This window comes from Pseudomonas frederiksbergensis (genome assembly GCF_001874645.1).
Lineage (GTDB): Bacteria > Pseudomonadota > Gammaproteobacteria > Pseudomonadales > Pseudomonadaceae > Aquipseudomonas > Aquipseudomonas frederiksbergensis_B.
Genome location: NZ_CP017887.1, coordinates 91,084 through 109,772, shown reverse-complemented (window position 1 = coordinate 109,772; position 18,689 = coordinate 91,084). Strand labels below are relative to the sequence as shown.

General features: G+C 53.3%; 13 protein-coding genes. 12 read left to right on the top strand and 1 reads right to left on the bottom strand.

Annotated elements, in window-relative coordinates:
• Positions 1 to 22: 22 nt before the first annotated feature.
• Positions 23 to 559: a hypothetical protein gene (locus tag BLL42_RS27920; RefSeq protein WP_129587030.1), complete on the bottom strand. Its 537-nt coding sequence runs from the start codon at positions 557 to 559 to the stop codon at positions 23 to 25.
• 206 nt (positions 560 to 765) lie between these two features.
• Between BLL42_RS27920 and mobH the strand changes: the two genes are divergently transcribed.
• The 12 genes from mobH to BLL42_RS27860 all read left to right on the top strand — a co-directional run bounded on the left by mobH (position 766) and on the right by BLL42_RS27860 (position 18,542).
• Positions 766 to 3,477, top strand: a complete 2,712-nt coding sequence (gene mobH, locus BLL42_RS27915) for a MobH family relaxase (protein WP_129587029.1) — start codon at positions 766 to 768, stop codon at positions 3,475 to 3,477.
• Positions 3,474 to 5,345 carry a conjugative transfer system coupling protein TraD gene (gene traD, locus BLL42_RS27910; protein WP_071555952.1) on the top strand — a complete coding sequence of 624 codons (1,872 nt, stop codon included), beginning with the start codon at positions 3,474 to 3,476 and terminating at the stop codon, positions 5,343 to 5,345. The genes mobH and traD overlap by 4 nt, the downstream gene beginning before the upstream one ends.
• Before the next feature lie 7 nt (positions 5,346 to 5,352).
• On the top strand, positions 5,353 to 5,808 hold the full coding sequence (locus BLL42_RS27905; RefSeq protein ID WP_129587028.1) for a hypothetical protein: 456 nt from the start codon (positions 5,353 to 5,355) through the stop codon (positions 5,806 to 5,808).
• Position 5,809: 1 nt separating this feature from the next.
• Entirely contained in the window at positions 5,810 to 6,454 is a 645-nt protein-coding gene (locus BLL42_RS27900) for an IncC plasmid conjugative DNA transfer DtrJ family protein (RefSeq protein ID WP_071555950.1), read from the top strand.
• Between the two features lie 94 nt (positions 6,455 to 6,548).
• Entirely contained in the window at positions 6,549 to 7,403 is an 855-nt protein-coding gene (locus BLL42_RS27895) for a DsbA family protein (RefSeq protein WP_071555949.1), read from the top strand.
• Entirely contained in the window at positions 7,400 to 7,681 is a 282-nt protein-coding gene (traL, locus tag BLL42_RS27890) for a type IV conjugative transfer system protein TraL (RefSeq protein ID WP_064363844.1), read from the top strand. The genes BLL42_RS27895 and traL overlap by 4 nt, the downstream gene beginning before the upstream one ends.
• Positions 7,682 to 7,689: 8 nt before the next feature.
• Positions 7,690 to 8,337: a TraE/TraK family type IV conjugative transfer system protein gene (locus BLL42_RS27885; RefSeq protein WP_071555948.1), complete on the top strand. Its 648-nt coding sequence runs from the start codon at positions 7,690 to 7,692 to the stop codon at positions 8,335 to 8,337.
• A complete protein-coding gene (locus tag BLL42_RS27880) occupies positions 8,321 to 9,376 on the top strand; it encodes a TraK domain-containing protein (RefSeq protein WP_081427378.1) in 1,056 nt (351 codons plus the stop codon). Before BLL42_RS27885 ends, BLL42_RS27880 begins: the two co-directional genes overlap by 17 nt.
• 12 nt (positions 9,377 to 9,388) lie before the next feature.
• Positions 9,389 to 10,711 (top strand): TraB/VirB10 family protein, encoded by a 1,323-nt coding sequence (locus tag BLL42_RS30905; protein WP_071555947.1) that lies wholly within the window; start codon positions 9,389 to 9,391, stop codon positions 10,709 to 10,711.
• 49 nt (positions 10,712 to 10,760) lie between these two features.
• The gene (traV, locus tag BLL42_RS31195) at positions 10,761 to 11,315 is read left to right on the top strand and encodes a type IV conjugative transfer system lipoprotein TraV (protein WP_081427377.1); all 555 of its coding nucleotides are present in this window, start codon (positions 10,761 to 10,763) and stop codon (positions 11,313 to 11,315) included.
• Between the two features lie 26 nt (positions 11,316 to 11,341).
• Positions 11,342 to 11,719, top strand: coding sequence for a TraA family conjugative transfer protein (gene traA / locus BLL42_RS27865; RefSeq protein WP_236722028.1), 378 nt, complete (start codon positions 11,342 to 11,344; stop codon positions 11,717 to 11,719).
• A 115-nt stretch (positions 11,720 to 11,834) separates the two neighbouring features.
• A complete protein-coding gene (locus BLL42_RS27860) occupies positions 11,835 to 18,542 on the top strand; it encodes a tandem-95 repeat protein (protein WP_071555946.1) in 6,708 nt (2,235 codons plus the stop codon).
• The last annotated feature ends 147 nt before the right edge of the window (positions 18,543 to 18,689 follow it).

Here is an 18,689-nt window from a genome sequence, read left to right as displayed (position 1 = left end):
GAGGACAGATGACTATCCCAGTTTATTTCTGAGTGAGGCATTTTCCACGTAGCGAAGGCGGTATGTGGTTAGGCCCGCCCAGCGCGACCATTGACCACTCTTCTTCAGTCATTTCGTTGGTAGCCCCCTTACAGAATTTTCGATAAGCCCGAAGGTACTGCTCAGAATCCATATCAACAGTGGATGGCTTTTGTTGGGCTACCTGGGGCGACGACGGAGCTGGGACGCCTTGGGCCAACGCTAAGCGTTGCCATTCTTCCGGTGTCCCGCGCAGCGCAAAAATCTTGACTGCTCCATGGTCGGACTCTTCATTCCGGACGACAGGACGAATCACAATCGCATCTTCGGACGCTATCACATGCTGATAGGTTGGTTTGCGCAGAGCCGCGCCCCCACGGCCTTCATGTCCCCAGGACGCGCGAAACTCCTCCCAGTGGCGTACAGGGACCTCCACGGTCGTTGGGGCAACGTAGGTAATTTCCTGCTTTTTAGGTTTCGATGAGCAGCCGCTAACGGCAATACCCAGGGCTATTGCGATCGCTAAAGTTTGATACTTCACGGTGAAGGTCTCTGTCAGTGGATGACAGTGAGAATAAATGGCACCGAGTTGGCCATCGGCATTGGTCTGCCCCCACTTAGGGGGTCGATTGGCCTGCGTGATCCTCTTAGCGGTAGGCATCCTTTCAGTCACAAGAACTGAATCGGTGCTGTGAATTGTTCAGAAACGCTCTCGCCAGGATTTTTGGCCGCCGCCAGGCAGGCCCAGTGATTCCTGAGCCCAAACACCCTGTTCACGTTCTGCTCTCTCCTGAGGTCATCAAAGGACTGAAGGAGGGTGATGAACACATGTTGCGATACCCGCCCTTTATCAGCGGCTATCCCGCGCTGATCCGTGGTGGGGATCTGCTCAAGCTGCACGCCGACAAGCTAACCAAAATCCAAACCACCTTGGGGCTTCGTCCCGAGGAGTTCGATGAGTTGGTGATGCCGGTGCTGCGCGCCTATGCCGATTATGTTCATCTCCTTCCAGCTTCAGAACTACACCATCACCGTGGGCCTGGCGGGTTAATGCGACATGGCATCGAGGTCGCAGCATTCGCGGTTCTGAAGTCAAACAACGCTGTTTTTGATCACGATAAGTATCCCCAAGAAAAATCTAAGCGCGAAAAACCCTGGCGTGTTGCTGCGATGTGCGCTGGCCTCATCCATGACGCGGGAAAGCCTCTGACCGACCTGCGGGTAACCGATGAAACCGGTGCAAAAGTGTGGGCGCCGGTTGAGGAGTCGTTGCTTGAATGGGCCAATAGTCAGAGCGTGGCACGGTACTACCTGCACTGGAACTCGAATCGCCACAAGGTCCACAAGCACCTGTCGGCGACCATGGTTGACACCCTAATTCCGCGCAAAACCCGAGGCTGGATCATGAACGCGGGCCAGGACATCTATGCGTCCATGGTCAATGCGATCAGCGGTGATGATCCCAATAGTGTTTTAACCGGGATCGTCATACGTTCCGACTCGGCATCAGTCGAGCAAGACATGAAACGCCACGGCGGCGAAGCCACATCGAGTGGTACCGGTGTGCCGGTTAACCGTCTTGTAGTCGATGCTATTAGGCGCCTGGTTTCGATGGGGACTTGGGCCGTAAACAAGAAAGGCTCAAGGGTGTGGCTCACTTTGGATGGTGTCTTCATCGTTTGGAAGCAGGGCGCGGAAGACGTCGTAAAGGAAATCATCGCGCAGGGCGTTAACGCGATCCCTCGCACACCCGATCTGCTGGCAAATGTGCTGATCGATAACGGGTTGGCCGATCGCGGACCGGATGGGGGACCTTACTGGGATGTCGCTCCCTTTGAGCTTAGAAAAGTCGATGGTGCTGGCTTTACCAAAGAGACGTATTTGAAGTGCCTCAAAATCATGAGCGCGGATACCGTCTTTGGTTACGACCATCCGCCTGCAGCCGTTTCTGTGACACTGGGTAAGGACGCAGACGCAGTCACTCTTGAGGTGACTTCTGCATCGCCTAGCGTTACCGCGCAAGGAGAACCTCAAGCTCCAGCGTCGTCTGCTGGAGCTCACTTGGGCACCGCACTGGGCGACCTGGTCAATAACTTCACACCAACTCCTGCTGGTGGAAAACGCACTGCGAGCCCGGCGCTGCACAAAAAGGCAGCCGCCAAGGGCATCAGCCTAGAACCTCTCGACACAGAATCCTTGGCGGTGGTCCTTGAACCCGAAATCCGGCCAGCGGGCCTTAAAGATCTAGCCGTTGAGGGGCTCGATATTGAAAGCCTGTTCTCTGAGGACGAGCTGGGAGGCAGTGAGGCACCTGTGGGTGACGCTTTCGAGCCACTGACCTTTTCACTTGATGATGACCAAAGCGCCTTTGGCCCACCGACGGTACCGCCAGTGCAGGCGCAAAATGAGAAGGCGCTCCCATCCCCGGTTGTAAGCCCAGGCGACTTTGATGTGGAAGCTTACCTGGCAGATCAGACTCAAAGTACTCAGAGTCAGGATTACGATTCTTGTCTGGGAGGCGTGGTGTTTGAAGAGCCCGAGTCTGAGTCTCCAATCGCGACCGCTGTTATTCCGGAAACCGTCTCTCCGCAAAAAGACCCGCTGTTTGGACTGTTCGAAGGCCTGGACCTCACTCCTGAGCCTCCGAAGCCCGCGCACAAGTCGACTGGGAAAGGCAGCCAGGGTGATTTGCTGGCGCCACTTGTTGGGGGCTCGGGCAGCACGCCAAAGCAGCGCCGAAATGGAAGTAAACCACCATCAACTCAGGTTCAGTCGACAGCTTCTGTCGCTGAGGTTGCTGAACTGGGGGCGGAGAAAACAGACCCAAAAGATTCTTCTCACTCGCACCTTCAGGTCTCGACAGATTCTGCCAACCCAGTGTCCTTAACGCCGATAGCCGATTCCTTGGTGAAGTCTTCGCCTGAGGCAATGAGCATCCTTCTTCGACATGTTCCGAATGTGGTGCATTGGTCGGTCTTGAATTCAAAACTATTTCTGCCACTTTCAAGTGGAAACAGTGTTTTAACCGAAGACGAAGTGATGACTCTTCATACTTCAGGCTGGGTTATGGAAAACTTCCTAAAGAGCGGAGGTTTGAAACAGCGTGTCGTTCAGAAACTAAACAATATTGCTGGCGTAGTGCTGAGCAATCCAATCGCCGCATTTGTTGAAGAACTAACCGGGCAAAATTTCGAATTTCTTTCTGTGAATCAAAAACGCGATCAGGCCTCCGTAGAACGAAGTAGGCGAATTGTGAAACTCGCTATTCAGCATGTGGAAAGAATCTCACTTGAGACTGGTGAGGTAGCAGCTGAGTTTACGCCAGGATCGTTTAAGGCGCTGGAGCCTGTAATTGGCTTTAGTCATGACGAAATTAGAAATGCGTTGTGTGAATACTGCGAATTTGTCATGCGGCGTAAAAATATCGTGGTCATTATCCCGCGGGAGTTAATGGTATGAGTGAGTGGACGTATGACGTTCCCTGGCGTCCGAATTTTGAAGCGGTCGAGGTGGCTGCATGGACTGGCGGTATGGTCGCTACTGCTTCATTAGGTTTGCTAAGTAGCGGTCTTCCGTTTATGCCCTTCGCCTGCACTTTAGGGATACAGGCAGCCTTTGCCTTTAAAAAGCTACCCAAGGCGATCCAGCTGCACAGGATTAAACAGCGTTTAGGAGCGCAGCCAGTTGACCTGTTAAGTCAAGACAAGCTTCTAGACTTTATGATTGCTAATCCGACCTCCGTATATCTGGGGCAGGGTTATCAATGGACACAGTCGGAAGGTCAGATGCTTTTCGATCTTCTGAAACGGGACGTAACTAAATTTGTCCCAAAAGTTAAAGACGGTTTCATGGGTGCTCCATGGATTCATGGCCTCAGTCAGAAAAAAGATGAAGCGCAAAAAGTCGAGACAGAGCTTACTTCGCTCCATGAATTAATTGTGGGTACCACGGGCAGCGGAAAAACCCGGCTCTTCGATTTAAAAATAACCCAAGCAGTACTTCGTGGAGAGGCGGTAATCGTAATTGATCCGAAGGGGGATCGTGAGCTTGCCGAGAATACGAGAAGAGCCTGTGAAATTGCAGGCGAGCCTAATAGATTCAAATATTTCCATCCGGCGTTTCCTGAGAAATCTACAAGGATATCTCCTACTCAAAATTTCTCTAGGCCCACTGAAGTTGCAAGCCGTATCGCTGCACTGATGAAGTCTGAGGCGGGTAACCCATTCCAAGCGTTCGCAATGATGGCGATCAACAATGTTGTTCAGGCGATGCTAATTTGTGGTGAGCAGCCGACATTGGTTTCAATACGAAGGGCGCTTGAAGGAGGTTTGGCATCTTTAATTATCAAAGCGATAAAGGCCTATTCAGAACCTCTGATTTCAGATTTTGAGGCGACCTGTAAACACTATTTGAAAGGTGCTCAATCCGATGATGCCAGAGCATTTGCTCTGATCACTATGTATCGTGTGGAAGTTCAACCTGTTAAGGCTAACTCAGACCTCGAAGGCGTTCTTTCGATGTTCGAGCATGACAGCCAACATTTCGGGAAAATGATTGCATCCTTGATGCCTGTGCTAAACATGCTCACATCGGGTCACTTGGGCCCGCTGTTGTCCCCAATGGACGACGACAATGATGACCGTGAAGTAACAGACACCAAGAAGATTATCGACGGTGGGCAAGTCATGTACTTGGGCCTCGACTCCCTTTCTGACCCGCTTGTCGGTTCTGCGATCGGATCGATTTTCCTCGCTGACCTCGCCTCCGTAGCCGGTGAGCGCTACAACTACGGCGTTTCGTTGCGTCCTGTCAGCATCTTCGTCGATGAGGCTGCCGAGGTAGTGAACGACCAGCTGATTCAGTTGCTGAACAAAGGACGTGGGGCAAAACTGAGTCTGTATGTTGCGACTCAGACCATTGCGGACTTTGAAGCCCGTATGGGGGATGCAGCTAAAGCACGCCAGGTGTTGGGTAACACCAACCACCTCATAGCTTTGAGAATCACAGACCCCGATACACAAGAGTACGTGGCGTCGAAGATCCCTCCGACCCGATACAAATACATTATGCGTACACAAGGTGCTTCTTCTGGACAGGACCCGCATATGCACTCGGGCAATGTCGGTGAGCGGTTGATGGAAGAGGAGGGCGAGCTGTTCCCGTCCCAGATGTTTGGACAACTTCCTAACCTGGAGTACATCGCAATTATGGCAGGCGGCAGACTTATAAAAGGGAAAGTTCCTGTGCTCACGACGCCTAAAGACATGGCTAAAGCTGCCCAGCAGGCCGCCAAATATAAAGAAGTTGTGCTAAAAAATGCAGCGTAGACAATCCATGAATAATACCAACACCGCTAATAAAGCCTTTATGGAAGTTTTCGGCGATAACCGTTCGTTGAAAGACGCTCTATACCTTCTAAAGTCGGATTGGCCGCGCGCGGCGGCACTTATCAGTGTGGCTGCAGCTTTACTCAGGGCTCCTGATACCGCGCAAGTGACAAAATCTGTAATCCAAGCTGCACTTGAGTCATACCTGGCAAATGTGGGGGCAACTGACAGAGAGCGCCTTGCTGCTTTTATGGACCCGTTTATTGACGGTATGTGTGAAATCGTCGGAAATAAGGAGTTAATCCAGAATAGCTCTGTTGTTGCGGAAGAAATCGCAAGAATAATGATTGATTCTGACTGTGAAGGTGACTTCTGTGATCGGACTTCGGTCATCAAGGCCCTTTTACAACCACAGAACCCACTATCGAAGGTCTGGACCCTGATTGAGTCTGGGAGAAAATGATATGGAAGAGAAATGGCCCAAGACATTCTGGGCGTTCGTCGTCTGCTTTTTTATCGAGATCATCCTGGTCGTTTGCTTGGTACCGAATACCTTCATTGAGCGCTCGATCCTAAAAGAGCAGGGTTGGACTCGAAATATGTTAGGTGAGCAGTCTGAAGCCTTAGTGAGGCAGTCGACTGATCAGCTATATATCTCCTTTTTGGGCGACTCCGGTATCAAAGAGACTGTTTCCAGTTTTTTCATTCCTTCAGCCGCAGAAATGGAAAAGTCAAAAGGGTGGGAACATCTGGGCGAACTTTGGTTTCCCTTTATCCAGGCCCGAGGCGAGGCACTGGCAATGGTCATATACCATATAATTTATCGAATAATTCTTCTTGGGATGTGGATACCCTCGATGGTTATCATGGTGATCCCTTCGATGGTGTCGGGATATATGGCATGGCAAATAAAACGATACAATTTTGCGTACTCGTCACCTTTCTTGAACAAATACAGTTCAATGCTGTTGATGTTCTTTAGCGCGGCCCTGATTGTGAGTTTTATTGCGCCCTTGCCGATCCCTCCGATGATCATCCCGATTTTGACAATCATCGTCATACCGTTCGCTTGTGTTCTTTTGCTTGGAAACCTCCCCAAGCGTCTCTAGCACGGGAAGAACCGCCCCCTATATGGGGGCGAACTGCCCCCCTTAGATCCAGTCGACCAACACAAAATCACACCATCTGAATAGGAGTGATTTTGTGCCTACTGCCACCAAAAAGAAGTTATCCAGGTTCGTCCCGGTTGCAATGGCTGCTCTTGCGATCGTAGTGGCGGGACTCTCGCTGTACACCCAGAACAATCTTCAGCGCCAGTTAGCCGAAACCAACGACCTGCTCGATCGCTTGGGCACCCAGCAAGCGAAGATTAAGCCGTGGGCGTACTCCTATGAGCATATGAAAGATGCTGTGGAGCAGTTGCAACTTCTCTATCCGTCGTTGATAGGGGCATCGGCAAGCACTGGGCCTGGACAGGAACATACCGCCCCAGCGCCTGCTGGAATTGAGCGTCGTTATGGGGAAGCAAATTCCCAGTTCACGCTGGTGGAATTCAGTGATACCGAGTGCCCGTACTGCCAGCAATTCTACCCAGCTCCCAAGGCCCTGGTTGACGGTTCACGTGGCAACGTTTCTCTGATCTACAAGCACGTTCCCCTGCATGGCGAGAACTCTAGGCTTCAAGCGTTGACTGCGGAATGCGCGGCTGATCAGGGAGGGAATCAATCCTTCTACCGCATGATCGGCTCCATTTTTTCTTCTACGGCAGGGAACGGTCGTGGAACGCAAAAACCCCTTTCGAGCATTGCCGAAGATTTGGGGCTCGACTCTCGAAAAATCACCGCCTGCGTGGATAGCGGTCGTTACGACGACAAGATCCGTGCTGATCTCCAGGAGGCCGTCCAAGCCGGGGTCAAGGTGACGCCGACCACTCTCATTATCCATAACCCGACGGGCCGCAAGCAGGTCCTTTCCGGTGCATATCCTCCCGATGAAATCGTGAAGGCCATGTCGGCACTGGTCAATGGTGCGCCCGTTCAGCAAGGAGTCCCTCAATGAAGCAAGTAACCATTCCTCAGTACGTTGACGATCCCCCTCACGTGCTTTTTTGGCAAGCGGATGAGGTCGCTCCCATCGGCCTCGGCCTGGTCCTTGGGGTGTTTTTTGGGATGGCGGGAATCTTGACCCTGGCAGGCGTTTTGATGACCCGTGTTTACCGCAAATACCGAGATCGAAACCCTGACGGCTACTTGGCCCACATGATCTGGTGGTACACCGGAATAGGTGGGCCAAAAGCCAGGTCGATACCCAATCCTTTTATCAATCGACTGCACTGAGGCACTTCATGCTCAGCAAATTTTTCGGTAACACCGCCGCGGGTCTGAAGAAAGAGAACGCTACGTTCAAGGTACTGCTGTACGCCATGGTCGTTACCAATTTTCTCCTGACAATCGTCGCGCTGAACAAGGAATCGATTCAGACGATTACACCTCCCACGTTGGTGGAACAAGCGTGGGTTGATGAAAACTCGGCGTCTGATTCCTACACCGAAGCGTGGGCGATGTACGTGGCTCTGGTCCTCGGGAACGTCACGCCAGGAACGGCAGAGATGATTCAGAAAATCATGGACCCGTTGCTGTCACCAGACATTTACCAGGCCTTCGTGAACTTGCTGCAGAAGCAGGTCGGCGAAATTCGTCGGGACCGCGTCTCGCTCAAATTCGAGCCTCGCAAAATCACTAAAGAGCCAGGCAAGCCAAACCTCTTCTACGTGAGTGGTCGGTCGACCATGGAAGGGCCAACGGGGAAGAAAGAGCGCGAGGATCGGACTTACGTCGTGGAGATCAGAATCAAGCGCTACAAGCCAATCATCGAGTTCGTTGAAACCTACAAGGGTGGGCCTCGTACTGAGATTGTGCAGAGCCGTCTCGATCGTGCTGAAGAAAACAAAGATCGTCGTCGTCAGGAGCGTGAACGTGAACGTGCACAATAATTTTAAGGCCCTGGCTGCGATGCTTTTGATTGCGGCCTCTACGGCGCATGCAGAGTCGAAGCTGGTATTGCCCGATATTTCAGTGAGTAAGGCGAACGCGCCTCAAGCCCAACCAGCGGCACCAGCAAACGGCAGTACGGTCCCGGTTCCGAGTAAAGAGAACGCTGGACAGGCTGCAAAAACGCCAGAAGCAAAGTCTGCGAAGATGGTTCAGGTTACACCAGGGCAATCAAACGATTTGCCTGCCGTGGACGGATCTGTGATGCATCAACCTAAAGCGGTGAAGGCAGAGCCTGTTGAAACCATGCGGCAGATACTGATTGCGCCAGGGGTGAATACCATCATCCCAATTGCTGTTGGGCATTTGAACCGCATCGTCACTCCATTTGAAGATCCGATCGTTCAGACAGTGACGGGGGCCACCACCAAGGTGGAAAAAAACGTTGTGTACGTTGCCACTGACAATGATACGCCCGTCACGATGTACGTCACGCCAAAGGACGACGAAAGTCTGGCGTTGTCCTTGACCCTTGCTCCGCAGAAAGTTCCGCCAATCGAAGCCAACTTGATTCTGGATGAAGGACGCAGCGCTCAAGGTAAGTCGTCGGGAGGACTCGGTGTGCGCCGCCATTACAGCGGAGCCGCCCGTAAGTGGGAGGAGTCCCAGCCGTATATGGACTCGATTCGCGGAATCATGCGGGCGCTTGCTTTGAACAAGCTTCCGAAGGGTTACAGCCTCGCGAAACTCGCACCAGGCGATACCGTCCCGGCGTGTTACCAGGATGGCCTGGACGTCGATTTCAGCCGGTCCCAGGTGATGCTCGGTCATAACTTCCAAGTGCTGGTAGCAGTCGCTAGTAACGTCACCAATCAACCTCTTTTGGTCGACGAAACAGCCTGTACGCATCCGACGCTGGCTGCTGCTTCGGTTTGGCCGAACAATCTTCTTGAGCCGGGTATGAAGACGGAAATTTACATTGTGCTGCGGGTAGGTGAAGAGCAGACCGATGATTCTCAACGCCCAAGTTTGCTGAATTAAGGGGGGTATGCCGTGACTCTAAAAGATAGATGGTCTCAGCTTGACCCTGTGCATCGTAAGTACTGGACTTGGGGCACCATCGCGACTGTCGTGATTGTTGTGCTGTGGGTATCCGCATCTGTGCTCGACAGTACCAGCGGACCTCGAAAGAAAGCGCGTAAGGAGATTGTGACCGCGCTTACTGACCACGATCCGCGGTCGGTTGGTATCGACGCCATGAACGCGACTCTCAGATCCCAGGGTTCTCAGATCAGCAAACTGATTCAGAACCAGAAAGCCCAAACCGATACGGTTGCAGCGATGAAAGAGGTGACCGAGTCGAACAAGCTGCTGCAGGAGCAAATTACTCGTTTTGCGGGCGATTCGGATTTGCTAAAACAGCAAATGGAAGAGCTCAAGTCGGCGCAAGCAAAGTCCCTCATGGAGGGGGAATCGAAAGGCGGTGATCCTTCTGCATCAGCAGATCCCGGTGCAATGAAAACCCCAACAGGTGGCGAATTCAATCGTTATTCACCTTCAGCAGTACAGAAAAATCCTGAGACCTATTTTGCTTCTGCACCGCAACCACCAGAGCCGCCTAAAAGTGGTTCTGGTGCCAAAAAGGCAGATGCGAAAATCGAAATTCGCACCATTGCCTCCGAAGGAAAAGAAGCGGACCCAAAGGCCGAGAAGGAACATGAAATGTTTCTTCCTGCAGGTTCAATTCTCTCCGGCGCATTGATCACCGGCATGGATGCTCCAACTGGTCAGGGGGCGCGAAAAGAACCTTTTCCAGCTCTTCTGCGGATCAAGAAAGAAGCGATTCTTCCCAACCGGTTTCGGGCTGACATTAAGGAATGTTTCCTCATTGCCAGTGGCTTTGGCGATCTCTCATCTGAGCGCGCTTATTTGCGAGCGGAGGTCATCAGCTGTGTGCGAGAAGACGGCGGGGTCATTGAAACCAAGCTGGACGCATACGCTGCCGGTGAGGATGGTAAAGCGGGCGTTCGCGGTAGGTTGGTCAGCAAACAGGGGCAAATCCTGGCCAGAAGTTTGATGGCTGGCTTCATGCAAGGTGTCAGCGAAGCGTTCAGCGTGAAGAGCGTACCGACGATCAACGTACGCGATATCAACAACACCAACTCAAACAAAACCTATAGCCCTGTAATGGAACAGGCATTTAACGGCGAAGCACTTCAAGGTGCTGCGATCAGTGGTACCGGCAAGGCTTTGGAACGCATCGCCGATTTCTATCTTCAGATGGCCGAGAGTCTGTATCCGGTGATTGAAGTCGATGCACTTCGCGAGATCGACTTTATCGTCAAACGCGGCCAGACCCTCAAGCTTCAACCATAAATCCTGACCCCCACTCGGGGGGCGAATTCGCCCTCCGCATGGGCCTCGCATGCCCAAAAATCAGCACACTTGGAGATTTAACAATGCGCGGACTTTTAACTTCGATCGTTCTAATCGCCGCCTCTTCACTGGGGGGTGCTCGTTCTTGTCCATCGGTGAACCTGATTACGGCTGTAAAGGGATGCCTGAGGGCGTTACCTGCATGTCCGCCCGTGATGTTTATAGCGCGACTGAGAGCGACAGCTTCCGCAAGCGTTTGGGGCCAGGTGAAAGCTCCGCAAACGCAGAGCCTCAGAGCGGGAAAACCGAAGTTGCAGTTCATCAGCCTGTTGCTGGCGAGCGATACGTCATTCCGAAAGCAGCTCGACAGCCTCTGCCAATTCGGAGCCAGGCGACGGTTATGCGTATCTGGGTCGCACCCTGGGAAGGCAAGGACGGGGACCTCAATGTTCCCGGCTACGTGTACACCGAAATTGAGCCACGCCGCTGGGAGCTTGGGAATCCATCGCCCAAGGTCACTCCGACTTTGCGGCCCCTGCAAATCCAACACCCGACTGCGCAACCAACTCCTGATACCAAGAACCCCCTTGGTGTAAGTCCGTAGTACCCCCAACTATCGAGGAACATATGATGCAAAACCTGTTCGAACGCCAAGAAGGTGTTCCAAAACTTAATCGCAACCGCAACCGCAACCGCAACCGCGATCGCAATCGCAGCTACGCACAAGCCGCCCTGGTCGTTGGGTTGATGGTGTTCGGTCGTATGGCATTGGCCGGTACCGGTGGTGAAGAGTTCGACCCCATCTGGCAAAGCCTGCAGGGCTGGATGCAGGGCACTCTGGGCCGGGTAGTTGCCGGTGCGATGATCCTGGTCGGCCTGGTGGGCGGTGTCGTTCGTCAATCCATCATGGCTTTCGCAACGGGCGTCGGCGGCGGTGTTGGGTTGTATAACTCGCCAACCGTGATCGAATCGATCATGTCCGCCACGATCCATCCTGCATTCGTTTAAACGACTCAGGTAATACCAATCGGGGGGCGACCCCCACTCAGGGGGCAAATTGGCCCCCTTTTGCCTATCCTCCTCAGCAAGATAGTCCTGCATATTCCGCATTGGCAGGACATCTATGACTCCCTGGCTTACACACCTCCGCAAACTAGCCCTGCTAGGCATCGTCTTCGTATCCGTGCAGGCGAGCGCAGAATGCACCTTCAGCAACGCTACCATGTGGCAGTCCTGCAGCGGCCTGACCAACTGCGTCGGAAATGGCCAGCCGGTGCTCTGGGTTAATGGGGTTAATTTAGGCGTTTCACCATCGCAAGAGCTCAATGTGAATGGTGTGAAGTACACCCGCGGAGCGCAGACAAAAAATGACGTTAAAGACAACGGTGTTGTCGACGCGCGCTGGCAGGTTTGTACGGATTCAAATCAGCCGCCGATCGCAGACGACGCGACGTTGGTCATTGATGAAGAGACACCTGGCCAGGTCACGCTGAGTAGCCGTGACCCTGATGGCCCAGACCCAGTGATCTATCGACTCGATACAGTACCGAGTACGGCGGTCGGAAGGGCCACTCTGGTGGGTAACCAGCTCACGTTTACCCCTGCACCGGACTGGAATGGGGCGGCTATCGTAGGGTATCGGGTACAAGACTCTAAAGGTATGTGGTCCGAACCGGCCAAAGTTCAAATTACGGTCAATCCGGTGAACGATGTCCCGTCGGTCGATGATCGCGAGATTGTTACCCCGGAAGATGTTGCGGCATCAATATCCTTGACGGCGCATGACCCAGACAAGGGCGATACACATACATTCGAAATCACCGCGTCCCCTTCAGCTGAGGAGGGTACCGCCACCATCGTCGGGAACAAGCTCACATTTGCACCCGCCCAAGATTGGAACGGTGCTACACGGATTCAATATCGCGCTCGTGATTCCGCTGGAGCAGTATCGAACATCGCAACGGTCCAAGTAGTGGTCAAACCGGTGAACGATGTACCGGTGATGCAGCCCATCACCATCACAACTGCAGAGGACCATGAAACATCCGCACCGTTGTCAGCCACTGACATTGATAGCCCAAACGATTTCATCTTCGAGGTCTACACCCAGGTTCCAGCCTCGGAAGGTTCGCTGATCGTAGTTGGGAACACGCTGGTGTTTAAACCGGCGAAAGACTGGGCTGGAACTACATCCGGTAAAATCGTTGCCCATGATACCGACCATGCCAGCTCCCTGCCCGTAGACGTTCTGATTACCGTAACTCCAGAGAACGATGCGCCTTCGTCCAAAGACGAGAACATGAGCCTGGCCCAGGGGCAATCCCAATCAATCACCATCTCGGTTGTCGACCCTGACAAAGGTGATTCTCATACGGTGAGCTTGCTGGACCCGGTTCCGGCATCTTTCGGAACGCTATCGGTGTCAGGCTTGAACATCACCGTATCCCCAAATGCAAAGTTCGCGGGCAAACAAAGCTTTAGGTTTGTGGTCAGGGATAAGGCGGGCGCCGTCTCCGCACCGAACACGCTGTTTGTCGATGTGCAGAAGGTAAACGCGCCGCCGAGTCTGTCAGCTCTATCGTTGAAGACCCAACTCGGAGTCCCGGTCGAAGCCATGTTGGCAGCTACAGATCCAAATGGTGATTCACCGATTTCATACCAGATCTCATCTGCTCTCCCGGCTGAGGCAGGTTCACTGAGCCTCAGCGGGTCCAAAATTCAATACACACCAACACCTGGTTGGGTGGGGATCTCATCGGCCTCTGTTATTGCTATTGATCCCGAGGGTGCGGTTTCCGTACCTGCGACTATTTCAGTAGAGGTTCAGAACCACATCGTGGTCGCTCAGGATCCGGATGATCCTGACAGCCATGCGATCGTTATTGTTGCTCAACCACCAGCAAGCGTTGGCAGCATCAAGGCTAATGGTCTTGAGGTCGTGTTTACGCCAGTTGCGGGTTTCTATGGCGAGGCTTCTTTCACCTATCTTATTCGAGATGCGGCAGGCGCTGAGTCCCCTGTTACGACAGGAAGTATATCGGTCAGCAAGTACAACTACGCCCCCACCTCGACCAGCGCGAACCTTGTAGCTGAACAAGGTCTCAAGTCCGATCCAGTAACGCCAGCTGTGATTGATCCGAATCCCTATGACCAGGGTCGGCATACCTTTACGGTACCAGCACAGTCCATGATTGGCTTCGCCGAAGTCATCAATAACCAGCTCGTGTACACCGCACCATACGATTTCGAAGGAGTGACCCAGTTCAAGTACATCGCGGTCGACGAGGGCAATTTAGCCGTTTCTGGCATTGCCTCGGTCACAATCAAACACAAGAACTTCCCACCAACTGGTCTGTCGCTGATGATGACAACGCCGGAAGGTGTACCGGTCAGCGGTGTGCCAACTGTTGAAGACAAGAACCCTGCTGATCCACACACCTTCACGATCGAGACGCAGCCGATTGTGGGGGTTGTCGAACTCGTGGGCGGTGCTGTGAAGTATTCACCGCCGGACTCATTCTTTGGCGTCATCACCTTTACTGTTCGTGCGGCGGACCCGAGTGGAGAGTCGGTCGTTGGAACCGTGTGGGTCGACGTTCAGCGCACAGTCAAAGCTCCTGAAGCGCTTTCCGGCAAAATCACAGTCAAGGAAGGGCAGGTTAGTGAGCCGTACTATCCAACCATCATCGATAGCAATGCATATGACTTGATGAGACACCAACTGTCGATCGAAATGAACGGCGCCCACGGCCTGGCTGAGGTACTGAACAACAGAATCATCTACACCCCGTCGGACAGATTTTTTGGACAGGATACGATTCAGGTTAAGGCGACTGACCCAAGTGGTCTTTCTGTCGTGGGGGAAATCGAGGTCGTAGTAACCCAACACAACTATCCGCCCACGGAGACAAACGTCACGATCTACACCGTCGAAGGGCAGCCCAGTAATCCGGTACAACCCTGGATCGTCGATCCTAATGCCTGGGATAGCTTCACGGTAGAGATCATCAGGCAGCCATCCAATGGCAAGGTCGTGGTGACAGGTGACCGTTTGGTCTATACGCCAAATCTTGGCTTCAGCGGTGAGGAGCTATTCAGATTCCGTGTGGTAGACACTGGAGGTTTGTATGTAGAGGGCGTTGGTACAGCGCAGGTGGCGAGGTTGAATTCGGCGCCCACTGATATCGGACCCGATGAGGTGCTGATGTACGAGGGCGTTGGTGGGAATGCCCTTATGAGCGTATCTGATCCTAACCTTTGGGACGCTCATCGTCTGGAGGTCGTCAACCAGCCTGAACATGGCACTGTCAATTTCAACGGCCTTGAAATGGACTACCGCACCGATGGCAAGACACCTACGGTAGTAAGACTGCGGGCGACTGACCGCGGCGGTCTTTCGTTCGAGAAGGACATCCATATCAAGTTCCGTCCGGCCAGTGACATTGTCATCGATCGGCCGATCCTTGAGCTGGGCTTCAAACCAGTAATTCCAGGCGTTACCGCTGCGTTGGTGGACGGTAACGGACGGCATTCGTTCCGTGTTCTGGACAAGGACGCAATGAACGCGCTCGGGAACGATATCGTAGCGGTCGTTCAACCGACGAGCTCGCTCGGCATTCGCTTGGGTCACAGAGCTCTGGCCGTTGGAGACGGCAGCCGATTCACTCCCGACCTGATCTCGCCGACGTCGTTAGAGGAGCCGCTTGCGGCGCTTTCTGCAGGTGATAGCGGAAAGTCCATGGTTCTTTTATCGAGAATGGACAGAACCGGCCCGGTCTATGCGGTGCCCGTCAGCGTCTGGTCGATACAAGGCGGTCTTGAATCACAGTCCTGGAAAATGCTGCAGGGTGTTGGCCGTTCGAAGGTTGAGTTCAAACCGTCGAACAACGTCTGCGTTCCTACAACGTCAATTGTCGCCGCAAAAGCCCGAAATGTTATCGATGCTCCGACCTGCTACCTGGAGTGGGCTACGACCCCTAAGGAATGGAAGGATCGGAGTAACCGGGACACCCTGAGTCTCGAAGCCGCGGGGTCACAGGTCATGGTTGAACCTGTCAGAGCTACTTCATACGTAGTCGACAGGGATGGGAATAAGTTCTTCATGGCCAACTTTGACCATGACTTGGAAACGGTGCCCCTTGATGGATCTATCCGGCTTGGTCCTGAACCAGCAATACAGCAGGTTTACTACAAGGTGGAGGACATCAATTTCCTGCTCAAGCAGATTGCGGGGCCAGAATGTACGCTCACAACCGTCGAACAGCGCGCGAAGATTTCGTCGTCCAGCTGGTCGTCGAACGTTATGTGCTATGTGAAATGGACCCAAATTCCAAACGGCTTGCAGCAGCGTGAGAACTGGGAACGTCCATATCTGCTGAACGCAGTTCAAGAGCTTGGGCCGCAAACTATCAAATGGGCCGTTTCGATTTTCTCGCCAACAGGTATCGAGATCAAAGCCAGTGAGGGCGAGCACACCTTTAATGCTATGGAGCCCGCTACCCTGGCTATCAGCATGGACAATCGCAGGCTGATCAAGGGCGATCTGTATTCGGCGCCTCTGTCTGGCGGCTATCTCGGTGAGTTAGCAATCAAAGGCTTTAACGCGCCGATCAAACTCATACTGACTCAAGATGGTCAGGTGATTGAGAACGGTGTTGCGCCCAAGAGCTGGATGGATGAACAAAATGTTCGCCGCCGTGTGAATGCTAACGCGAAAAGCAGTCTGTGGACTTTGTCTGCATTCAACGCGAAAGCTGCGTTTGAAGCATTGCCAGGCAGCCTTGTCGAGCACGAGTTTGACATTCTGTCCGTTCCTGACGACGGTATTAAACCGGTCATTCTCAACAAAGAAACGACAGTCCTTTCAACAGAAAAATTGTCGATCGATGTCGGTATCCAGGATGTCTACGTTCCTGGGAACACCTATGACGCCAGCACAATGGGTCAATGGCAAGTACGTTTGCTGGCGATGAAAAGTTACAAGGAATCGACGCCGCTGACCGACTGGGTAGACACCAACGGGGCGGGGGAAACGTCCTTTGATGTGCCGGTGGCCGATGTGGCTGGCGATGTGTTGCGCATTGTGGCTGAAGCGCGCGTTATCTCGCCGGTACCGGAATATTCTTCCGTACGGACAGGCCTCAAACCATTGTTCCTTTCTGTCCTCAATGGTGATCCTTTGGACGGTTCGGTTAGAGCTCTGAGAATGTCGGGGGAAGCCCCGCTTCGTGTGACTCTCTTTGCCGATTTGGCCAAGAGGAAAGAGACGCGTGATCTGGGCACTGTCAACTGGGAGATGTCTACCAACAACGGAGGGTCCTGGCAGCCTGTCAAGAATCCATCCCGCGCATCGCAACGGCTGTCGATGTCCCTGAACAAAGGGAAATACCTGGTGCGAGCTCAACTCGTGAACAAGCACAGTGGGGCCACCTCGATGACTCAGAGTGTTGAGATTGAGGCCTACAATGTTCCAGCCGTGAGAATCAAAGGGCCCGGTAACGTGTTTGTGACCGGGACAGCTCACTACAGGCTTCAGAACAAAGACAATACTGTATTCGATCCGTCGGACAAGAAAATCGAGTGGTCCCTCGACCGAGGCAAAACGTGGGAGGAGGGGACCGGCACCCTGGATATTACCCGCGACGTGCAGGACAGGATTTATGTCATGGCCAGGGCCCGCTATCTGGACTCGCCTGAAGAGCCAGGTGCTTACCGCAAGGTTCGTGGCGCTGTCGGCTTCAGGGCTATCCGGCCACCGCGTGTGCAGATCCTTGGGCGGACCCGTCCAGAGATCGACAAGCCCGTCACCTGGACGGCGAAAATCTACCCGCCTTACATCAACATGGACGTTGAAATGGGCAGTGAGTTCATCTTGCCGACGGGGGAAGTGGTAAAGGGTAACACTGTCGAGTTCACTCCGACCGCAGAGGACCGTGATCGTCCCGACAACTATCTTTCCGTCAAATCCTGGGTCGTCGACTGGGAGTCCCGTGGAGCCATTGGAACGACTACCAAACGCTTGGATTTCTGGGAATACGTCTGGCCGACTTGGTTCCTGCAGCCCACCTACACCGCGGAGTATGCCCCTGCCCAACTGGAAATGCGGGTGAAGTTCAATGGACCATTCAAAGAGTTTGAGAAGCTCAATTTCGATTGGGAGTTACCTCCTGTGTCCGGATTCACCATGGTCAAGGACGATTACGCCCCAGTGAGGATCGTTTCGATCGATGAACCGGGCGAATTTATGTTCAGGGTGCATATTAGCGATGGTCGCGGGAACTACAGCGTGGTTGAACGAAGCCTTCGCTTCCGAGAGCCGCCGCCATGGAATGTGGGCATCAATTGGGCTGGAGACAACCCTGCAAGTCGGGCACCGCTCGGGATATTCCTCAGACCTTCGATGACGGGTGGCCACCCAAGGGACCGAGTCACAAAAATGGCCTACAGCATCAATGGCGAGTTACTCGATATTGGAAAATCACGGTATGGCAGAGCCAAGTTGCCCGAGGCAGGCACTTACCAGATCAGTTTGGATATCGAAACTGAAATGGGTAAAACAGCCCGTAAAGAAGTCGAGGTGGAAGTGAAGGAGAACAAACCGCCTGTCTGCGAGTTGGAGGTCACCGAAGGGTTTGGCGCTTGGACGGCGAAAGCCAACTGCAAGGACGAGGATGGGAAAATTGCCAAGCACCTATGGATGCTCAATGACACAGAAGTCGGTATCAACGGAAGAATCATCACCGTATCTAAAAAGTCCTATGCATCAGCACCTCAGATTCGGCTGATCGGAGTGGACGACTCTGGCGCCGAATCCGAACCTGTCGTCTGGTAAGAACGAGTATTTATCGGGGGCCCTTCGGGGCCCTTTTTGCCTCAACCCGTCTTCGACGACCCCCCGTAAGGGGGTGAATGTGAGCCATCAAAGCAGGGGCCTTTCCATAGTCTTCCACTAGATCCCTAAGTCTTGTGAGAGGACTCC

Coding starts and splice junctions, on each gene's coding strand:
- traL (WP_064363844.1), top strand. CDS start 7,400: ATGAAGCAAGTAACCATTCCTCAGTACGTTGACGATCCCCCTCACGTG.
- traD (WP_071555952.1), top strand. CDS start 3,474: ATGAGTGAGTGGACGTATGACGTTCCCTGGCGTCCGAATTTTGAAGCG.
- BLL42_RS27900 (WP_071555950.1), top strand. CDS start 5,810: ATGGAAGAGAAATGGCCCAAGACATTCTGGGCGTTCGTCGTCTGCTTT.
- traA (WP_236722028.1), top strand. CDS start 11,342: ATGCAAAACCTGTTCGAACGCCAAGAAGGTGTTCCAAAACTTAATCGC.
- BLL42_RS27860 (WP_071555946.1), top strand. CDS start 11,835: ATGACTCCCTGGCTTACACACCTCCGCAAACTAGCCCTGCTAGGCATC.
- traV (WP_081427377.1), top strand. CDS start 10,761: ATGCCCAAAAATCAGCACACTTGGAGATTTAACAATGCGCGGACTTTT.
- BLL42_RS27905 (WP_129587028.1), top strand. CDS start 5,353: ATGAATAATACCAACACCGCTAATAAAGCCTTTATGGAAGTTTTCGGC.
- BLL42_RS27885 (WP_071555948.1), top strand. CDS start 7,690: ATGCTCAGCAAATTTTTCGGTAACACCGCCGCGGGTCTGAAGAAAGAG.